The organism is Limimaricola sp. G21655-S1, assembly GCF_027213785.1.
GTDB lineage: Bacteria > Pseudomonadota > Alphaproteobacteria > Rhodobacterales > Rhodobacteraceae > Limimaricola.
Genome location: NZ_JAPWGO010000002.1, coordinates 285,903 through 302,754 on the forward strand (window position 1 = coordinate 285,903; position 16,852 = coordinate 302,754).

20 protein-coding genes and 1 tRNA gene are annotated in these 16,852 nt (G+C 67.4%); 13 read left to right on the forward strand and 8 right to left on the reverse strand.

Features of this window, described 5'->3' with window-relative positions; all coding sequences use genetic code 11:
• Positions 1-109 precede the first annotated feature (109 nt).
• Positions 110-1,207 carry a redox-regulated ATPase YchF gene (ychF, locus tag O4G76_RS03805; protein WP_269396065.1) on the reverse strand — a complete coding sequence of 366 codons (1,098 nt, stop codon included), beginning with the start codon at positions 1,205-1,207 and terminating at the stop codon, positions 110-112.
• A 123-nt stretch (positions 1,208-1,330) separates the two neighbouring features.
• Between ychF and O4G76_RS03810 the strand changes: the two genes are divergently transcribed.
• From O4G76_RS03810 to O4G76_RS03820, 3 genes are all read left to right on the forward strand, one after another.
• Positions 1,331-1,765, forward strand: a complete 435-nt coding sequence (locus O4G76_RS03810) for a VOC family protein (RefSeq protein WP_269396066.1) — start codon at positions 1,331-1,333, stop codon at positions 1,763-1,765.
• Positions 1,766-1,830: 65 nt separating this feature from the next.
• On the forward strand, positions 1,831-2,622 hold the full coding sequence (trpA, locus tag O4G76_RS03815) for a tryptophan synthase subunit alpha (RefSeq protein ID WP_269396067.1): 792 nt from the start codon (positions 1,831-1,833) through the stop codon (positions 2,620-2,622).
• A gap of 113 nt (positions 2,623-2,735) precedes the next feature.
• The gene (locus O4G76_RS03820; protein WP_269396068.1) at positions 2,736-3,944 is read left to right on the forward strand and encodes an alpha-hydroxy acid oxidase; all 1,209 of its coding nucleotides are present in this window, start codon (positions 2,736-2,738) and stop codon (positions 3,942-3,944) included.
• 64 nt (positions 3,945-4,008) lie between these two features.
• Here O4G76_RS03820 and O4G76_RS03825 read toward each other — a convergent pair.
• A tRNA-Gly gene (locus O4G76_RS03825) sits at positions 4,009-4,082 on the reverse strand.
• A gap of 44 nt (positions 4,083-4,126) precedes the next feature.
• On the reverse strand, positions 4,127-4,789 hold the full coding sequence (locus O4G76_RS03830) for an SOS response-associated peptidase (RefSeq protein WP_269396069.1): 663 nt from the start codon (positions 4,787-4,789) through the stop codon (positions 4,127-4,129).
• Positions 4,790-4,971: 182 nt separating this feature from the next.
• Here O4G76_RS03830 and O4G76_RS03835 point away from each other — a divergent pair, with 182 nt between their 5' ends.
• Positions 4,972-5,253, forward strand: a complete 282-nt coding sequence (locus O4G76_RS03835) for an SH3 domain-containing protein (protein WP_269396070.1) — start codon at positions 4,972-4,974, stop codon at positions 5,251-5,253.
• Positions 5,254-5,561: 308 nt separating this feature from the next.
• Here the strand turns inward: O4G76_RS03835 and O4G76_RS03840 are convergent, their stop codons facing one another.
• The gene (locus tag O4G76_RS03840) at positions 5,562-7,127 is read right to left on the reverse strand and encodes a bifunctional UDP-sugar hydrolase/5'-nucleotidase (RefSeq protein ID WP_269396071.1); all 1,566 of its coding nucleotides are present in this window, start codon (positions 7,125-7,127) and stop codon (positions 5,562-5,564) included.
• A 160-nt stretch (positions 7,128-7,287) separates the two neighbouring features.
• On the opposite strand from O4G76_RS03840, the gene O4G76_RS03845 reads away from it, so the two are divergent.
• Together O4G76_RS03845 and O4G76_RS03850 are read left to right on the forward strand one after the other, a co-directional pair.
• A complete protein-coding gene (locus tag O4G76_RS03845; protein ID WP_269396164.1) occupies positions 7,288-7,626 on the forward strand; it encodes a DUF952 domain-containing protein in 339 nt (112 codons plus the stop codon).
• Positions 7,623-8,672, forward strand: coding sequence for a quinone-dependent dihydroorotate dehydrogenase (locus O4G76_RS03850; RefSeq protein ID WP_269396072.1), 1,050 nt, complete (start codon positions 7,623-7,625; stop codon positions 8,670-8,672). The genes O4G76_RS03845 and O4G76_RS03850 overlap by 4 nt, the downstream gene beginning before the upstream one ends.
• Here the strand turns inward: O4G76_RS03850 and O4G76_RS03855 are convergent.
• Genes O4G76_RS03855 through O4G76_RS03865 form a run of 3 tightly spaced genes read right to left on the reverse strand, consistent with a single transcriptional unit; the run spans position 8,669 to position 10,939 of the window.
• The gene (locus O4G76_RS03855; protein ID WP_269396073.1) at positions 8,669-10,000 is read right to left on the reverse strand and encodes an MATE family efflux transporter; all 1,332 of its coding nucleotides are present in this window, start codon (positions 9,998-10,000) and stop codon (positions 8,669-8,671) included. The two genes, O4G76_RS03850 and O4G76_RS03855, sit on opposite strands and share 4 nt — an antisense overlap.
• On the reverse strand, positions 9,993-10,499 hold the full coding sequence (locus O4G76_RS03860; RefSeq protein WP_269396074.1) for a PaaI family thioesterase: 507 nt from the start codon (positions 10,497-10,499) through the stop codon (positions 9,993-9,995). Before O4G76_RS03860 ends, O4G76_RS03855 begins: the two co-directional genes overlap by 8 nt.
• Entirely contained in the window at positions 10,496-10,939 is a 444-nt protein-coding gene (locus O4G76_RS03865; protein WP_269396075.1) for a PaaI family thioesterase, read from the reverse strand. The genes O4G76_RS03860 and O4G76_RS03865 overlap by 4 nt, the downstream gene beginning before the upstream one ends.
• Before the next feature lie 117 nt (positions 10,940-11,056).
• On the opposite strand from O4G76_RS03865, the gene O4G76_RS03870 reads away from it, so the two are divergent.
• From O4G76_RS03870 to O4G76_RS03885, 4 genes are all read left to right on the forward strand, one after another.
• Entirely contained in the window at positions 11,057-11,449 is a 393-nt protein-coding gene (locus tag O4G76_RS03870) for a MerR family DNA-binding transcriptional regulator (protein WP_269396076.1), read from the forward strand.
• A 181-nt stretch (positions 11,450-11,630) separates the two neighbouring features.
• Entirely contained in the window at positions 11,631-12,029 is a 399-nt protein-coding gene (locus tag O4G76_RS03875) for a MerR family DNA-binding transcriptional regulator (protein WP_085895626.1), read from the forward strand.
• Between the two features lie 112 nt (positions 12,030-12,141).
• A complete protein-coding gene (locus O4G76_RS03880; protein WP_269396077.1) occupies positions 12,142-13,920 on the forward strand; it encodes an acyl-CoA dehydrogenase C-terminal domain-containing protein in 1,779 nt (592 codons plus the stop codon).
• A 57-nt stretch (positions 13,921-13,977) separates the two neighbouring features.
• The gene (locus O4G76_RS03885) at positions 13,978-14,190 is read left to right on the forward strand and encodes a hypothetical protein (RefSeq protein WP_269396078.1); all 213 of its coding nucleotides are present in this window, start codon (positions 13,978-13,980) and stop codon (positions 14,188-14,190) included.
• Positions 14,191-14,228: 38 nt separating this feature from the next.
• Here the strand turns inward: O4G76_RS03885 and O4G76_RS03890 are convergent, their stop codons facing one another.
• Positions 14,229-14,396 (reverse strand): hypothetical protein, encoded by a 168-nt coding sequence (locus O4G76_RS03890; protein ID WP_269396079.1) that lies wholly within the window; start codon positions 14,394-14,396, stop codon positions 14,229-14,231.
• Positions 14,397-14,455: 59 nt separating this feature from the next.
• Between O4G76_RS03890 and O4G76_RS03895 the strand changes: the two genes are divergently transcribed.
• The 3 genes from O4G76_RS03895 (at position 14,456) to O4G76_RS03905 (ending at position 16,819) form a co-directional block, all read left to right on the forward strand.
• Positions 14,456-15,103, forward strand: coding sequence for a glutathione S-transferase family protein (locus O4G76_RS03895; protein WP_269396080.1), 648 nt, complete (start codon positions 14,456-14,458; stop codon positions 15,101-15,103).
• Positions 15,100-16,311 carry an acetyl-CoA C-acetyltransferase gene (locus O4G76_RS03900; RefSeq protein ID WP_269396081.1) on the forward strand — a complete coding sequence of 404 codons (1,212 nt, stop codon included), beginning with the start codon at positions 15,100-15,102 and terminating at the stop codon, positions 16,309-16,311. Before O4G76_RS03895 ends, O4G76_RS03900 begins: the two co-directional genes overlap by 4 nt.
• 130 nt (positions 16,312-16,441) lie before the next feature.
• Positions 16,442-16,819 carry a hypothetical protein gene (locus O4G76_RS03905; RefSeq protein WP_269396082.1) on the forward strand — a complete coding sequence of 126 codons (378 nt, stop codon included), beginning with the start codon at positions 16,442-16,444 and terminating at the stop codon, positions 16,817-16,819.
• Positions 16,820-16,852: the final 33 nt, after the last annotated feature.

Below are 16,852 nucleotides of genomic sequence, written 5' to 3' on the forward strand. Positions count from 1 at the left end.
TAACCCCATCTGGGGGGGCCCCGGTTTTGCGCTCTTTGCGCGCCCGGCTTTGTTGTGGCATGGCTGATCGGGGGGGGGGGTCCTCCCGGGGGCGCCCCCCCGGTCCGGTTCAGGTGTTGAACAGGAAGTGCATGACGTCGCCATCCTTGACGGTATAGCCCTTGCCCTCGGCGCGCATCTTGCCCGCCTCCTTGGCAGCAGCCTCGCCGCCGAGGCTGACGAAATCCTCGTAGGCGATGGTCTCGGCGCGGATGAAGCCACGCTCGAAATCGCCATGGATCACGCCCGCCGCCTGCGGCGCCAGCGTGCCCTGCCGGATGGTCCAGGCCCGCGCCTCCTTGGGCCCGACGGTGAAGTAGGTCTCGAGATGCAGGAGGTCGTAGCCCGCGCGGATCAGCCGGTCGAGACCGGCTTCCTCGAGGCCCATCTCCTCGAGGAACATGGCCTGCTCCTCGGCGTCGAGCTGGCTGATCTCCTCCTCGATCCGGGCGGAGATCACGACATGGGCGTTGCCCTCGGCGGCGGCCATCTCGGCCACCTTGGCGGACTGGCTGTTGCCGGTCGCGGCCGAGCCTTCCTCGACGTTGCAGACATAGAGCACCGGCTTGGCGGTCAGGAGCTGCAGCATCTTCCACGCCTTGCGGTCGTCATCGGCGACTTCGACGCTGCGGGCAGGCTTGCCCTCGGACAGCGCCGCCTGCGCGGCCTTCAGCAGGCGCTCCTGGTCGGCGGCCTCCTTGTCGCCGCCGCGCACCTTGCGCTGCAGGCCCTGCAGCCGCTTCTCGACCGATTCCAGATCGGCGAGCATCAGCTCGGTCTCGATCACCTGCGCATCGGCCACCGGGTCGACCCGGCCGTCGACATGCACCACGTCGCCATCCTCGAAGCAGCGCAGCACGTGGGCGATGGCATCGGTCTCGCGGATGTTGGCGAGGAACTGGTTGCCGAGGCCCTCGCCCTTCGAGGCGCCCTTCACCAGCCCCGCGATGTCCACGAAGGTCATCCGGGTCGGGATCACCTGCTTGGACTTGGCGATCGCCGCCAGCTTGTCGAGCCGCGGATCGGGCACCGCGACATCACCGACATTCGGCTCGATCGTGCAGAAGGGAAAGTTGGCGGCCTGGGCCGCGGCGGTGCGCGTCAGCGCGTTGAACAGGGTGGACTTGCCGACATTCGGCAGCCCCACGATCCCCATGCGAAAGCCCATGTCACGCCTCCTATCAGCACATCGCGGCGGTCCTATCCGCACGGGCGGCTTCGCGCAAGCCAAGGCTTGGTCAGGGGCGTGCCCCCATGTCATGCTCGGCGCTCATTCACCGAGGAGCCCGCGATGATCCCGATTCCCTATGTCACCTTTCACGGCAACTGCGCCGAGGCGCTGGCCGCCTATGCCAGGATCTTCGACGCGCCGCCCGCCAACGTGATGACCTTCTCCGAGGCGCCGCAGGAGATGCGCGACTCCCTCCCCGAGGCCAGCCCGCAGGCGGTGATGCATGCGGCGCTGAAGATCGGCGATGGCTGGATCTATGCCAGCGACGACATCATGGGCGGCAGCCCGGAGATGGCGGGCTGCTCGATCACCGTCGACCTGCCCGACGTCGCCCGCGCCCGTGCCGTGTTCGACGCGCTGGCCGAGCATGGCCAGATCCACATGGAGTTCGCCAAGACCTTCTGGTCCGAGGGCTTCGGCACGCTGACCGACCGCTACGGCACCCGCTGGATGATCGGCGTCGAGGCCCCCATGCCGGACCAGCCCCAAGCCTGAGCCCCCATTGATTTCCGCCCCCCTTTGGCCCAAACCGCGAGTGGATCGGGCCAGAGGGGACGGGCATGACACGCATCGACGACACTTTCGCGCGGCTGAAATCCGAGGGGCGCAAGGCCTTCGTAGCCTATGTCATGGCCGGCGACCCGGATTTCGAGACCTCCAAGGAGATCGTGCGCGGCCTGCCCGGCGCCGGCGTCGACATCATCGAGCTGGGCCTGCCCTTCACCGACCCCATGGCCGATGGCGCGACGATCCAGCTCGCCGGCCAGCGGGCGCTGGCGCAAGGCATGACGCTCGACCGGACGCTCGAAATCGCGCGCGACCTGCGCAAGACCGATGACAAGACGCCGATCGTGATGATGGGCTACTACAACCCGATCCATTCGCGCGGCGTGCCGAAATTCCTCGAACAGGCCAAGGACGCCGGGATCGACGGGCTGATCGTGGTCGACCTGCCGCCCGAGGAAGACGCCGAGCTGTGCCTGCCCGCGCAGCAGGCCGGCCTGAACTTCATCCGCCTCGCCACGCCGACCACCGATGACGCGCGGCTGCCCAAGGTGCTGCAGAACACCTCCGGCTTCGTCTACTACGTCTCGATCACCGGCATCACCGGCGCAGCCGAGGCGCAGGCCGAGGCGGTGGCCCCCGAAGTGGCGCGGATCAAGTCGAAGACCGACCTGCCGATCATCGTGGGCTTCGGCGTCAAGACGCCCGAGACCGCGAAGAACATCGCCGGCATCGCCGACGGCACCGTGGTCGGCTCGGCCATCGTCAACCAGATCGCCGAAGGCAAGCCGGTCCCCGAGATCCTCGACTTCGTGAAGGCGCTGGCCGATGGCGCGCATTCCGCCTGATCGACTTTGTTCTTCAAATACGCAAACCCGACGGCGCCACTAGTGGCGCCGTCCGTCATTGCGAGCCCGGCTGACCACTGGTAAATCATCCTTACCAATCGGGGGAGGGAACCATGCCAGTCATCACCTGCATCGACGATTTGAAACGTCTGCACAAACGCCGCGCGCCGAAGATGTTCTTCGACTATGCCGAATCCGGCAGCTGGACCGAGCAGACCTTCCGCGAGAACACCACCGATTTCGAGAAGATACGCCTGCGCCAGAAGGTGGCGGTCGACATGTCCGACCGCTCGACCGTGGGTCGAATGCTGGATGAGAAGGTCGCGATGCCCGTCGCCCTCGCCCCCGTGGGGATGACCGGCATGCAGAACGCCGATGGCGAGATCAAGGCGGCGCGTGCGGCCGAGAAGTTCGGCGTGCCCTTCACCCTCTCCACCATGTCGATCTGCTCGATCGAGGACGTGGCCGAGCACACCTCGGCCCCGTTCTGGTTCCAGCTCTACGTCATGCGCGACGAGGACTTCGTCGACCGGATCATCGAGCGAGCCAAGCGCGCCGGTTGCTCGGCGCTGGTGCTGACGCTCGACCTGCAGCTTCTGGGCCAGCGCCACAAGGATCTCAAGAACGGCCTTTCGGCCCCGCCCAAGCTGACCCCCGCGACGCTTCTGGACCTCTCGACAAAGTGGACCTGGGGCCTCGAGATGCTACGCACCAAGCGCCGCGTCTTCGGCAACATCGTCGGCCACGCCCAGGACGTGGGCGACACGCGCTCCTTGATGAAGTGGACCGCCGAGCAGTTCGACCTGAAGCTCGACTGGGAAAAGGTCCGCAAGATCGCGAAGAAATGGGACGGCAAGCTGATCCTGAAGGGCATCCTCGACGCCGATGACGCGCGCCGCGCCGTGGAATGCGGCGCCGACGCCATCGTCGTGTCGAACCATGGCGGGCGGCAGTTGGACGGGGCGCTCAGTTCGATCCGCATCCTTCCCTCGATCGTGCGCGAGGTGAAAGGCGAGACCGAGATCTGGCTCGACAGCGGCATCCGCTCGGGACAGGACGTGCTCAAGGCGCTGGCACTGGGCGCGGACGCAACGATGATCGGCCGGGCCTGGCTCTACGGTCTCGGCGCGATGGGCGAAAAGGGCGTGACCACGGCGCTGGAGGTGATCCGCAAGGAGCTCGACCTGACCATGGCGCTGTGCGGCGAGCGCGACATTGCCGATCTGGGCCCGCACAACCTGCTGGTGCCGCGCGACTTCGAGGGCGAATGGCAGGAAAGCGGTCCGCGTTCCTCCGACCGGGCGAGCTCGGTTCCCGCGTGACAGCTTCAAGGGGCGGCGTGTCCGCCCCTGCCCCGCGAGGCCCTGCCGTCGTCTCGTGGGAGATTGGAGCGGGCGGCGGGAATCGAACCCGCACGTTCAGCTTGGAAGGCTGACAGGCTACCACTACATCACGCCCGCTTCGGGGCCTTGATAGCGGCTCGCGCGGGAGGCTTCAAGACGGCCTAGACGTCAATCGGTTCGATCAGTTCCGGGCCGCTGGCCCGGTTCGAATTGACCTTCGGATCGACCCGGTGAAAGGCCAGCGCCTCGGGGTTCGGCTTCATCAGCACGGCGGCGCCATGCCCCGCCTCGCCTAGCCAGAGCGGCCAGTCCCCGGGCTCCAGCACCACCGGCATGCGGCTGTGGATGTCGCGCATCCGCCCGGTCGCGCCGGTGGTGACGACGGCGCAGGTGACGAAGCTGTCCCCTTCCCGCTCCCAGCTCTGCCAGAGCCCGGCGAAGGCCAACGGATCGCCATCCTCGCGATGGATGAACCAGGGCAGCTTGTTGCCGTCTTCGTCGACGGTCCATTCGTAGAAGCCCGAGGCCGGGATCAGGCAGCGCCGTTCGCGTACCGCCGCGCGGAACGCGGGCTTCTCGGCCACCGTCTCTGCGCGGGCATTGATCAGCAGCGGCCCGTCGGTCGGCGTCTTGTACCAATGCGGGATGAAGCCCCAGCGCATCGGGCGCAGGCGACGGCTGTCCCCATCGGAGGTGACGGAATGCACCTGTACGGTCGGGCAGACATTGTAGTTCGGCACATCCGGCAGGTCATTGGCCGGGGTGGCGCCGAAGATCTGCGCCATGGCGTCATGGGGCAGTGTGATGGCCATGCGTCCGCACATATGGGGGCTCCTGTCGCTCCGCTCCGACATAGCATCGATGAAGCGCGATGAGGTAGTCATCGGCATGAAATCCCGTATCGGCGCCAAGCGTCCGACCTGCCGCGACCGCGAGAGTTCGGGCTTCACTCGCAACGGTCGGGCTGCCAAAAGGGCGGCCAGAGGAAAACAACCGAGGTCAGCTCATGCGCCCTGCCATCGCCGCAACACTCACGCTGATGCTCGTTTCGGGCTGCGCCGCGTCCGGAAGCCGGACGGTGGTCGAAGGCGCCGGCCCCGACGAGCTCTTGAAGCTGCGCGGGGGACCGGGGCTCGACTACAACGTGATCCTCGGCCTGCCCGACGGCACCCGGCTTCTCAGGCGCGACTGCGTGACCGAGGTTGGGCAGCTGTGGTGCCGCGTTTCGCTCGCCGATGCGCCGGGCATCACGGGCTACGTATCCGAGGACTACCTTTCGGACCGGTAAACGGGCAGCGGACCGTTCCCGGACAGCCCGGCGCACCGCTTCGAGCGGTAGCTGGTCTGCTTCGGCCGCCCCTTGGAGCGCGTCCGCGCCTGGCCTCGATCCCTGACCGACGGCAGCGAAGCGATTTCGCGCGCGAGGGCCGAGGGCTCGCAGCATACGAAGTTCCCTCCGACGCCTAGGCGCGGGGACCGCCCCTGCCGCGCGGCATGGCGGGTGCGCGAAACAGCCAGCATCGCCATCGCCCGTATCGACGAAAAAGCGCGCGCCGGTGCCCCGGCGCGCGCCCTCGTTTCATCCTTGCGGATGCGTTACTTCATGGTGATCCGCCCATCCGTGTAGGGCTTGTAGTCGCCTTGCGCCGCCATGTACTCGGCGGTCACGTCGGCGAGGTCGGGGCCGTAGTCATAGGCGTTCTCGGCATCGACGAACATCGCGTAGCCGTCGCCGCCATTGCGCACGTAGTTGTTCGACACCACGCCGTAGGTCGCCTCGGGGTCGAGCGGCTCGCCATCCACCATCGCGTCCGAGACCCGGCTACCGGCTTCGGCGGCGGGATCGACCGCGAAGCTCATGCCAGCAACCTGCGGGAAGCGGCCCGCGCCCTCCTCGATCTGGCTCACGCCGTTCTCGAGCGCTTCGAGCAGGGTCGCGCCCGACACCTGGAAGGTCGAAAGCGTGTTCTGGAACGGCAGCACGGTCAGCACTTCGCCCATCGTCACCTCGCCTTCGTCGATCGAAGCGCGCAGGCCGCCCGAGTTCGCGATGGCGATCTGGATGCCCTGATCGGCCACGCGGTCGAGCATGGCGTCGGCCACGAGGTTGCCCATCTCGCACTCCATGGCGCGGCAGACGTCGCGGTTGCCCTCGATCGGCGCGGTGGTGCTGGCAACGACGCGGTTGCGGATCTCGTCGAGCGGCTTGGCCAGCTCGGAGACGCGGTCGACCGCCGCCTGATCCTCGGCCACCTTGCCGTCGATCAGGATCGGTTCGCCCGCCGCCTCGGTGATGACGCCCTCGTCGTCGAAGGTCACGTTCAACTCGCCGAGGAACTTGCCATAGGCATAGGCCTGCACGATGGCGGTGTCGCCGACCATCACTGGATAGACGTCGACCGCATCCTCCTGGGTGTTCGACAGCAGCGTGTTGGAATGGCCGCCGACGATCACGTCGACACCGGTGGTCTCCTCGGCCACGCGCTTGTCGGTCTCGAAGCCCGAATGGCTCAGCACGACGATCTTGTTCACGCCTTCCTCGGTCAGCCGGTCGACTTCCGCCTGCACCGCCGCGACCGGGTCGGAGAACGTGACGTTCTCGCCCGGGCTGGCGAGTTCGTGCGTGTCCTCGGGCGTCAGGCCGATCAGGCCGATCCGCTCGCCCCCGCGCTCGATCACGGTGGATTTCTGGATCGCGTCGGCGAGCTGCTCCTCACCCGAGACATCGGCGTTCGACATCAGCACCGGGAACTCGACCTCGTCGATGAAGGCGCGCAGCACCTCGGGGCCGTCGTCGAACTCGTGATTGCCGACGGTCATCGCGTCATAGCCGAGTTGGTTCATGAACTCGGCCGTCATCTCGCCCTTGTAGTAGGTGTAGAACAGCGTGCCCTGGAACTGGTCGCCGCCATCGACGAGAAGCAGGTTGCCATCGCCGGCCCGGTCGCGCGCTTCCTGCAGCGCGGTGACGAGCCGGGCCACGCCGCCGAAGCATTCGCCGGCCTCGTTGTCCTCTGGCGCGCAGGTCGAATCGAAGGCCGAGATCGGTTCGTAACGGTCGTGGAAATCGTTGGTGTGCAGGATCGTGAGCGAGTATTCCGCCTGCGCGGCACCGGCGGCGAGCGCGAGAGCGGCGGTACCGCCGAAGAGTCCGAGTTTCATCGATGACGTCCCTGTCGGTTTCGTTATGGTTGCGAGCCTGCGCCATGCCCGGCGCATCTGTCAAAGCCGTCTGCGTCCTGCCCTAGCGGCATGTCAGGCGGATGACAGGGGAATGATGGCGGCGCTTGACGTCGCGGCGGGGCGCGGCCATGGAACGCTCATGCTGATCTACAAGATATTCCGCGCCTCCGAATGGGCAGATCTGGACCTCGCGGGGGAAACCCGCGGCGCCCCCGTCGATCTCGCCGATGGCTACATCCATTTCTCCACCGCCACGCAGGCGCCCGAGACCGCCGCGAAGCATTTTTCCGGCGAGGACGGGCTGGTGCTGGCGGCCATCGACGCCGGGGCGCTGGGCGACGATCTGCGCTGGGAGCCGTCGCGCGGCGGCCAACTGTTCCCGCATCTCTACCGGCCGCTGAAGCGGTCCGAAGTGGTCTGGTCCAGAAAACTGCCGCTGGCAGGCGGGCACCACGAGTTTCCCGGGGAGATGACATGAGCGCGCTGGAAAAGCTGGGCCTCGCGGCGCTGCATCGGATCGATCCCGAAACCGGGCACGGGCTGGCGCTCAAGGCGCTGAAGGCAGGGCTTGGACCCAAGGGCGGACCGGTAACGAGCGCCCGGCTCAGGACCCGTCTGGCCGGGCTCGACCTGCCCAACCCGGTCGGGCTGGCGGCCGGGTTCGACAAGAACGCGGTGGCGCTCGATGCGCTGGCAAAGACCGGCTTCGGCTTCGTCGAGGTCGGCGCCGCGACGCCGCGGGCGCAGGAGGGCAACCCGCGCCCGCGCCTGTGGCGGCTCAAGGCCGACCGCGCCGCGATCAACCGCTTCGGCTTCAACAACGAGGGGATGGAGGCGATCGCAGGGCGGCTGGAACGGCGGCCCGCCGGGATCATCGGCCTCAATCTCGGCGCCAACAAGGACAGCCATGATCGCGCGGCCGATTTCGCGACCGTCCTGAAGCGCTGCGGCCCGCATCTCGACTTCGCCACGGTCAACGTGTCCTCGCCCAACACCGAGAAGCTGCGCGACCTGCAGGGCAGGGCCGCGCTCTCGGCGCTCCTGTCGGGCGTGATGGCGGCCAATGCGGGTCTGATGCGGCCCCTGCCCGTCTTTCTCAAGATCGCCCCAGACCTGTCGGAGGCCGAGATCGAGGACGTGGCGCTCGTGGCCGAGGAGGCGCGCGTGGCTGCGATCGTCGCGACCAACACCACGCTGTCGCGCGACGGGCTTACCGATCCGCAGCGGGACAACATGGGTGGCCTGTCGGGTCAGCCGCTGTTCGAGAGATCGACGCGGGTGCTGGCGCGGCTGTCCTCGCTCACCGATCTGCCGCTGATCGGCGTCGGCGGCGTCGGCTCCGCCGAGCAGGCCTATCAGAAGATCCGCGCCGGGGCCTCGGCGGTGCAACTCTATACCGCGCTGGTCTATGGCGGCGTCGGCCTGGCGGGCGAGATCGGGCGCGGGCTCGACCGGCTGCTCGAGCGCGACGGCTACGCCAACGTATCGGAGGCCGTGGGCACGGGCCGCGCCGACTGGCTCTAACCCGCGGCGCGCTCCAGCGCCGGGTAGCGCGCGGCCAGTGTCGCGCCGCGCGCCACGTAGCTCACCAGCATCGCGGCCCAGAGGCCGTGATTGCCGAACAGCGTCGTGAGCAGCATCGCGGCGGCGAAGTAGATCGCCGCCGAAAGCGCCATCATGTTGCGCATGTCGCGCGAACGGGTGGCGCCGATGAAGATGCCGTCGAGCATCCAGGGGATCAGCCCGAAGAGCGGCGTCGCCACCATCCACGGCAGGTAGTCGCGCGCCGCCGCCCGCACCTCCGGCGCGGTGGTCATGGTGTCGATGATCGCGGGCCCGAAGATCCAGAAGCCCAGCGCCAGCCCGAGGCTGACCACGCCGCCTTGGACCGAGGCGAGGATCGCGGCGCGCCTGAGCCTGAGCGCCGCCCGCGCGCCCATCGCCTGCCCCACCAGCGCTTCGGCCGCAAACGCGAAACCGTCGAGCGCGAAGGCGGTGATGTTGAGGAACTGCAGGAGCACCTGGTTCGCGGCAAGCGGCACGTCGCCGAAGCCCGCGCCCCAGAACAGGAAACTGATCACGATGGCCTGCAAGAGCACCGAACGGATCAGGATGTCGGTATTCACCGCCGCCATGTGCCTGAGCCGCACCGGGTCGAAGATCCGCGCCCGGTCGCGCCAGGCGGGCGTGGCGAAGGCGTCGCGGCACAGCCAGATCCCCAGAGCGAGACCCGACCATTCGGCAAGGAAGGTGGCCGTGGCGACGCCGGGCACGCCCCAGCCCAGGCCGAGCACGAACCAAAGGTCGAGCGCGATGTTGACGCCGTTCATCCACAGCTGCAACACCAGCACGGCGGCGGTGCGCTCTTGGGCGATGAGCCAGCCGGTCAGCCCGTAGATCGCGATCGCCGCCGGGGCCGACCAGACCCGGATCGCGAGGTAATCGCGCGCCAGGGCCTCGACCTCGGTGCTGGCCGGCGCAACGGTAAAGGCGCCGGCGAAGATCGGCCATTGCAGCGCGATGATCGCGGCACCTGCGGCAAAGGCGATCATCAGGGCGCGGCTCAGCAGCGCCGAGACCTCGGCCCGGTCGTCGCGACCCAGCGCCTGCGCGGCAAGGCCGGTGGTGCCCATCCGCAGAAAGCCGAAGATCCAGTAGATGCCCGAGATGATGACCGCGCCGATCCCCACCGCGCCGATCGGCGCGGCGGCGCCCATCTGCCCCACCACGCCGGTGTCGACCGCGCCGAGGATCGGCACCGTGGCGTTCGACAGCACGATCGGCAGCGCGATCTTCAGGACGCGCCGATGGGTCAGCGGCGCGCGCGGCGCGGTCGCGGCGGTCTCAGCCATCCAGCCCCGGCATCAGGAAATGCCCCGTCGCCTGCGCGAAGAGCCGCGAGCGGTTGTCCTGCCAGGCCTCGACATGGACGCTGGCATAGCGCCGGCCAGAACGGTTGATCCGGGCCCGCGCATAGGCGTCGCGCGGCAGGCCGGAGCGCAGGTAGTCGACGGTGAAATCGATGGTGCGCGGCCAGTTCGGCCGGGCCTCGGCCTCGGCCTGCGCCTCCGGCGTGCCGGCCTCGATCAGCCCCCACATCCGGGTCCAGGCCAACTCGACGATAGCGGTGGTCTCGAGGAACGCCGCCGTGGCGCCGCCATGCAGCGCCGGCAGCATCGGGTTGCCGATCAACCGGTCGGCATAGGGCAGCACGGCGGTCAGCTCGTCGCCATGGCGTTCGAAGCGGATGCCCAGGAAGGCGATGTAGGGCACGCCGCCCACCAGCCGCTCCAGCGCGCCGTCGCGGCGGGTCTTGATGACCTGGACGGGTTCGGGGCGCGGTCGGCTCATGGCTGCGTCTTCCTATTTTCGAGGGTGAAGGCACCGGTCGCGGTGGCGACGGGGCGGCCTTCGTCCTCATCCGTCGCCACCGCCCGTACGAAGGCGACCGAGCGGGTCACGTGCCAGCACTCGGCCCGCGCGGTGATCGACTGCCCCGGCGTCGCGGGGCGCATGTAATCGATCCGCAGGTCCAGCGTTGCGGTGCTCACCGGGGCCGAGGGGTGCGACATCACCGCCGCCCCGGCGCAGGTGTCCATCAGCGCCGAGACCGCGCCGCCATGGATCACCCCGGTTTCCGGATCGCCGACCAGCCGCGCGTCATAGGGCATCGAGATCGCGGCATGGCCGTCACCCAGCGCGTTGATGCGCATTCCGAGGGCCTGCGCATGCGGCAAAGCGTCGATGAATTGCTGGGCTCGGGCGAGTTCTTTGTCGGGATCGGATGTCATGGCGTCAGCTTGGCGATCCGAATGGCTCCCGCAAGCGTTATCTCGTCGCGAGAAGGCTTGAAGCCGTGTTGTCGTCACGGCATCCCGGGCCTAGAGTTCGCCCGAAGGAGCGCCGACATGTCCGATACCCCCCTGACTTTCAAAGAAATGTGCGATCGCTTCGAGGTGACCCCCCGGACCTTGCGCTACTACGAATACATCGAGCTGCTCTCCCCCGAGAAGGAGGGCCGCTCGCGCTTTTACGGCCCGCGCGAGATCGCGCGGATGACGCTGATCCTGCGGGGCCGGCGCTTCGGCTTTTCGCTCGAGGAGATCCGCCAGTTCCTCATGATCTACGAGACCGAGGGCACCCGGGCGCAGATGGAGGTCTGGGTCGGCATGGCCGATCGGCAGCTCGAGGTGCTCGAGGGGCAGCGGCGCGAGCTGGAACAGACCATCGCCGATCTACGTCGCCTGCGGGACGAATCTTCTGCATCCCTCAAGGGAACGGGACAAAAGTCATCAACCTGAGGGCGAATCGGAAAATTTGACCAAGAGAACAAAATTGCTTCCCAAGGGTCACATTTTTCTTGACCTTTCGTCATTCGACCTCTGACGTGGCGTCATGTTTACGTTCGCGTCACCTTTGCTTGTATGGTCTCTTCGGAACCCGCAGGTGGATCGTCTGACCGGACACCGAGGGTTAAAAAGAATGACCGACCAGACCATGACCATCCGCCAGATGTGCGACAGCTTCGATGTGACGCCCCGCACATTGCGCTTCTACGAGGCAAAGGAGCTCCTGTTTCCCATTCGTGAAGGCACGAAGCGGCTCTTCACCCGGCGCGACCGGGCCCGGCTCAAGCTGATCCTGCGCGGCAAGCGCTTCGGCTTCAGCCTTGAGGAGATCCGCCAGCTGCTCGATCTCTACGAGACCGACGACCAGCAGGAGGTGCAGCTCGCGCGCACCTACGAGGTGGCCGAACGGCATCTGCGGGAGATGCAGGAGCAACGTGCCGCGCTCGACGAGGCGATCCGGGAGCTCGAGGCACAGATGCAATGGGGCGCGGAGCGGCTGAACCAGCTGCGCGCACGAGCGACGGCGGCCTGACCGCCCTCTCCTCTTCTGGTCGATATGACATTGCGCGGTCCGGGCGGGGGAGCCCGGGCCGCGTGACGAGGACCAGACCGGGCCTTCGGGCCCGCCGGAGGAGATACAGGGAATGCCAAGCTACACCGCGCCGATCCGCGACATGCAGTTCGTCCTGCACGAGATGCTCGACGTCTCGCGCCAGGAAATTCCGGGCTATGCGGATCTTGACGCCGATTTCACGGCAGCGATCCTCGAGGAGGCTGGCAAGCTCTCCTCGGGGGTTCTGGCCCCGCTGAACCTGACCGGCGATCATCAGGGCTGCCGTCTCGAAAACGGGGTGGTGCGCACGCCGGAAGGTTTCAAGGCGGCCTTCGACCAGATCCGCGACGGCGGCTGGACCGCGATCGACGTCGCCGAGCAATATGGCGGCCAGGGCCTGCCCTATCTGATGCACACCGCCGCGAACGAGCCGATGGTTTCGGCCAACATGGCGCTGAACATGTATCAGGGCCTGACGCATGGCGCCTACAGCGCGATCCACATCCACGGCACCGACGAGCAGAAGGCACGCTGGCTGCCAAAGCTCGGCTCGTGCGAATGGACCGGCACGATGAACCTGACCGAGCCGCATTGCGGCACGGATCTCGGGCTGATGCGCACCAAGGCGGTGCCGCAGGAGGATGGGACCTACAGGATCTCGGGCCAGAAGATCTTCATCTCGGCCGGCGAGCACGACATGGCCGAGAACATCGTCCACCTCGTGCTGGCCAAGATCCCCGGCGGCCCCGAAGGCATCAAGGGCGTGTCGCTGTTCATCGTGCCGAAATACCTCGTGAACGAGGACGGTTCGCTGGGCGCGCGCAACGGCGTCGCTTGCGGCAATCTCGAAGAGAAGATGGGCATCCACGGCAACGCCACCTGCGTCATGAACTACGACGACGCCGAGGGTTATCTGCTGGGCGAGGCGCATAAGGGCATGCGCGCCATGTTCACCATGATGAACGAGGCCCGTCTCGGCGTCGGCCTGCAGGGCTGGGCGCAATCCGAGGTCGCCTACCAGAACGCGCTCGCCTACGCCAAGGACCGGCTGCAGGGCCGCGCCGTGACCGGCGCCAAGAACCCGGACGGCCCGGCCGATCCGCTGATCGTGCATCCCGACATCCGCCGCTCGCTGATGGATCAGAAGAGCTTCAACGAGGCGGCGCGGGCCTTCACCTATTGGGGCGCGATGCTGATCGACCGCGGCCACAAGGCGGGCGACGCGGAGGCCGAAGCGATGATCTCGCTGCTCACGCCGATCATCAAGGGCTTCCTCACCGACAAGGGCTTCGAGATGTGCGTGCAGGCCCAGCAGGTCTTTGGCGGGCATGGCTACATCGAGGAATGGGGCATGTCGCAATTCGTGCGCGATGCCCGGATCGCGATGATCTACGAGGGCGCCAACGGCGTGCAGGCGCTCGATCTCGTGGGCCGCAAGCTCGCCGCGCAGGGCGGCAAGCCGATGATGACGCTGATCGAGGAGATCAAGGTCTTCTGCAAGGAGAACGCCGAGGATGCCGAATTCGCGCGCGACTTCATCGAGCCGCTGAAATCCGCCTCCAAGGACATGCAGCAGGCGGCGATGTTCTTCATGCAGAACGGCATGAAGGACCCCAACGCGGCGCTGGCCGGCAGCAGCGACTTCATGCACCTGATGGGCCATGTCTGCCTGGGCTGGACCTGGGCCAGAATGGCCAAGGCAGCGCGGGCCGGCCTCGATGCCGGCACCGGCGACCGGGGCTTTTACGAGACCAAGCTCGCGACGGGGCGCTACTACATGGCGCGCCAGCTGCCGGCGACGAAGATGCATCTCGCCCGGATCGAGAGCGGCGCCGCGCCGGTGATGGCGCTGGAGGCGGACGCTTTCTGATGGACGAGGGCGCCGTCCGGGGCGAGGCTCGTCCCGGACAGCGACCCGGAGGACGAGATGCCCAAGCGCCTGAAACTGACCCGTCGATTTCCCGTGGCGATGAGCGAGGACGGCTATCGCCGCCTCAGGCGCTTCGCCCGGGAGGCCGGGCTCGACGAAGGCGAGGCGCTGTCCTTCCTGTTCGAGAATTTCGACAGCGTGATCGACGCCGATACCTTCGGGCACCGGCTCAGGCTGTTCAACGCGGAGCTGGAGGCGCGCAAGAGGTAGCGCCTGCGCAGGATCGCAGATGGAGGAGCTGCGTATTTTTAGAAAGATGAAGGGGCCGGCGATCCACCCGCGGCGCGGCGCGTCGCGTTCGGACGCTCGACCCCGCGGGCTTCATCTTCCACGGTCATCGGCTCGCCAGCCTGTACCGCAGATGCGAAGCTGACGGCAAAGCGTTGATGATGCGTTAAATGCCGCGCCTGCTTCATCTTTCTTCAAGTACGCAAAGGCCCGGCCGCGGCCGGGTGACACGACCCGAGGAGGAGAAATGATCCGACTTCATTGCTTCGGCGAGAGCGGCAACGCCTACAAGGCGGCGTTGCCGATGACGCTTGCCGGGCTCGACTGGGAACCGGTGAAGGTCGACTTCTTCGCCGGCGCCGCCCGCTCCGACGCGTTCCGCGCGCTCAACGAGATGGGCGAGGTGCCGGTGCTCGAAACCGATGACGGACTGCGGCTGAGCCAGTCCGGCGCGATCCAGGACTGGGTCAGCGAACGCACCGGCAAGTTCGGCGGCCACACGCCCGAGGAACGCCGCGAAGTGCTGCGCTGGGTGCTGTGGGACAACCACAAGCTTTCGGGTCAGGCGGGCAGCCTGCGGTTCCTGATGAACTTCCTGCCGCCCGAAAAGCGGCCAGAGCAGGTGATCAAGTGGCTGCAGGGCCGCCTCGCCCCGACCTATGCGACTCTCGACCGGGCGCTCGAGGCCCGCGACTGGCTGGTGGGCGACGGCCCGACCAATGCCGACTTCTCCTGCTGCGGCTATCTTTTCTACACCGAGCCTTTCGGCTTCGACCGCGCCGCGCATCCCCATATCGACCGCTGGCTCGACCGCATCGCGGCGCTGCCGGGCTGGAAACACCCCTACGAACTGATGCCCGGATCGCCCGCCGACCGGGAAGGAGCGACGACATGACCGAAGCCTTCATCTACGACGCGATCCGCACCCCGCGCGGCAAGGGCCGAAAGGACGGCTCGCTGCACGAGGTTTCGAGCCTCAGGCTCTCGGCCGGCGTGCTCGACGCGCTGGCCCAGCGCAACGGCCTCGAGGGCCACGCCGTCGAGGACGTGATCTGGGGCAATGCCACGCAGGTCGGCGAACAGGGCGGCTGCCTCGCCCGCTCCGCCGTGCTCGCCTCCTCGCTCGACGAGCGCATCCCGGGCCTGTCGATCAACCGCTTCTGCGCCAGCGGCATGGAGGCCGTGAACCTCGCCGCCAACCAGGTCCGCGCCGGTGCCGGCCGCGCCTATATCGCCGGCGGCGTCGAGGCGATGAGCCGCGTGCCGATGGGCTCGGACGGCGCCGCCATCGCGGTCGATCCCTCGGTCGCGATGAAGACCTATTTCGTGCCGCAGGGCATCTCGGCCGACATCATCGCCACCGAATACGGCTTCTCGCGCGACGAGGTCGACGCCTTCGCCGTCGAGAGCCAACGCCGCGCCAAGGCGGCCTGGGACGACCGCCGCTTCGACCGCTCCATCGTGCCGGTCAAGGACATCAACGGCCTGACCATCCTCGACCGCGACGAATACATGCGGCCGCAGACCGACATGCAGGCGCTCGGCGCGCTGGAGCCGTCGTTCAAGGCGATGGGCGAGGTGATGCCCGGCTTCGACAAGGTCGCGCTGATGAAGTACCCGCATCTGGAGCGGATCAACCACGTGCACCACGCGGGCAACTCGTCGGGCATCGTCGACGGCGCCGCCGGCCTGCTGATCGGCGATGCCGAGTTCGGCCGCGCGCATGGTCTCAAGCCGCGCGCCCGGATCCGCGCCACCGCGAAGATCGGCACCGATCCGACGATCATGCTCACCGGCCCGGTGCCGGTGACCGAGAAGATCCTCGCCGATAACGGCATGGCGATCTCGGACATCGACCTGTTCGAGGTGAACGAGGCCTTCTCGGCGATCCCGCTGCGCTTCATGCAGGCCTTCGACATCGACCCCGCGACGCTCAACCCCAATGGCGGCGCCATTGCCATGGGTCACCCGCTGGGTGCCACCGGGGCGATCATCCTTGGCATCCTGCTCGACGAGCTGGAGCGGACCGGCAAGGGCACCGGCCTCGCCACGCTCTGCGTCGCCTCCGGCATGGGCGCCGCCACCATCATCGAGCGGGTCTGAGCCATGCTCGCCCGCTCCTCAGGCGCCCCGCCGGGACGCCTTCCACACGTGGACAAGGGCTCCTCGCGCCTTAGTTTCCAGTGGGAAATCCATCCTGCAATCTGCGAGGTCGATTGGCATGTCCCGCGTCATGTCGCAATTCATCGAGAACCATATCCGGCTGTTCCGCGAAGGGCGGATCGAGGAGATGCTCGACGACTGCGACTACCCGCTGGGTGTACAGGGGCCGGAAGGTCTCACGGTGCTGGCCAACCGCGATATCTACCGGGAATGGCTGCAGGGCTGGCAACGCGACCTCGGCACCCGCGCCATGCAGGAGGAATATGTCCGCATCCATACGCTGGAGCTGCCGCGGGCCAGAAAGTTCCGGGTCTGGATCGAGCGCAGCTTCCGGAACGAAAGCGGCGAGCGGGTCGATCTCGACGTGATCTACTATTGTCGGTTGGACACGCCGCGTCCGGTGATCGAGATGATCGAATTCGGTGCGCCGCCGAGCGACGCCCCCTGACGCCGCATCCGCGCCGTCCCTTCCCCATACAGT

Excerpts from the sequence above, each read along its gene's own strand:
- O4G76_RS03905 (WP_269396082.1), top strand. The coding sequence starts at position 16,442 with ATGTCGCAATTCATCGAGAACCATATCCGGCTGTTCCGCGAAGGGCGG.
- O4G76_RS03845 (WP_269396164.1), top strand. The coding sequence starts at position 7,288 with ATGCTGATCTACAAGATATTCCGCGCCTCCGAATGGGCAGATCTGGAC.
- O4G76_RS03855 (WP_269396073.1), bottom strand. The coding sequence starts at position 10,000 with ATGGCTGAGACCGCCGCGACCGCGCCGCGCGCGCCGCTGACCCATCGG.
- O4G76_RS03875 (WP_085895626.1), top strand. The coding sequence starts at position 11,631 with ATGACCGACCAGACCATGACCATCCGCCAGATGTGCGACAGCTTCGAT.
- O4G76_RS03820 (WP_269396068.1), top strand. The coding sequence starts at position 2,736 with ATGCCAGTCATCACCTGCATCGACGATTTGAAACGTCTGCACAAACGC.
- O4G76_RS03810 (WP_269396066.1), top strand. The coding sequence starts at position 1,331 with ATGATCCCGATTCCCTATGTCACCTTTCACGGCAACTGCGCCGAGGCG.
- O4G76_RS03860 (WP_269396074.1), bottom strand. The coding sequence starts at position 10,499 with ATGAGCCGACCGCGCCCCGAACCCGTCCAGGTCATCAAGACCCGCCGC.
- trpA (WP_269396067.1), top strand. The coding sequence starts at position 1,831 with ATGACACGCATCGACGACACTTTCGCGCGGCTGAAATCCGAGGGGCGC.
- O4G76_RS03900 (WP_269396081.1), top strand. The coding sequence starts at position 15,100 with ATGACCGAAGCCTTCATCTACGACGCGATCCGCACCCCGCGCGGCAAG.
- O4G76_RS03885 (WP_269396078.1), top strand. The coding sequence starts at position 13,978 with ATGCCCAAGCGCCTGAAACTGACCCGTCGATTTCCCGTGGCGATGAGC.
- O4G76_RS03865 (WP_269396075.1), bottom strand. The coding sequence starts at position 10,939 with ATGACATCCGATCCCGACAAAGAACTCGCCCGAGCCCAGCAATTCATC.
- O4G76_RS03890 (WP_269396079.1), bottom strand. The coding sequence starts at position 14,396 with ATGAAGCAGGCGCGGCATTTAACGCATCATCAACGCTTTGCCGTCAGC.
- O4G76_RS03870 (WP_269396076.1), top strand. The coding sequence starts at position 11,057 with ATGTCCGATACCCCCCTGACTTTCAAAGAAATGTGCGATCGCTTCGAG.
- O4G76_RS03880 (WP_269396077.1), top strand. The coding sequence starts at position 12,142 with ATGCCAAGCTACACCGCGCCGATCCGCGACATGCAGTTCGTCCTGCAC.
- ychF (WP_269396065.1), bottom strand. The coding sequence starts at position 1,207 with ATGGGCTTTCGCATGGGGATCGTGGGGCTGCCGAATGTCGGCAAGTCC.
- O4G76_RS03830 (WP_269396069.1), bottom strand. The coding sequence starts at position 4,789 with ATGTGCGGACGCATGGCCATCACACTGCCCCATGACGCCATGGCGCAG.
- O4G76_RS03895 (WP_269396080.1), top strand. The coding sequence starts at position 14,456 with ATGATCCGACTTCATTGCTTCGGCGAGAGCGGCAACGCCTACAAGGCG.
- O4G76_RS03835 (WP_269396070.1), top strand. The coding sequence starts at position 4,972 with ATGCGCCCTGCCATCGCCGCAACACTCACGCTGATGCTCGTTTCGGGC.
- O4G76_RS03840 (WP_269396071.1), bottom strand. The coding sequence starts at position 7,127 with ATGAAACTCGGACTCTTCGGCGGTACCGCCGCTCTCGCGCTCGCCGCC.
- O4G76_RS03850 (WP_269396072.1), top strand. The coding sequence starts at position 7,623 with ATGAGCGCGCTGGAAAAGCTGGGCCTCGCGGCGCTGCATCGGATCGAT.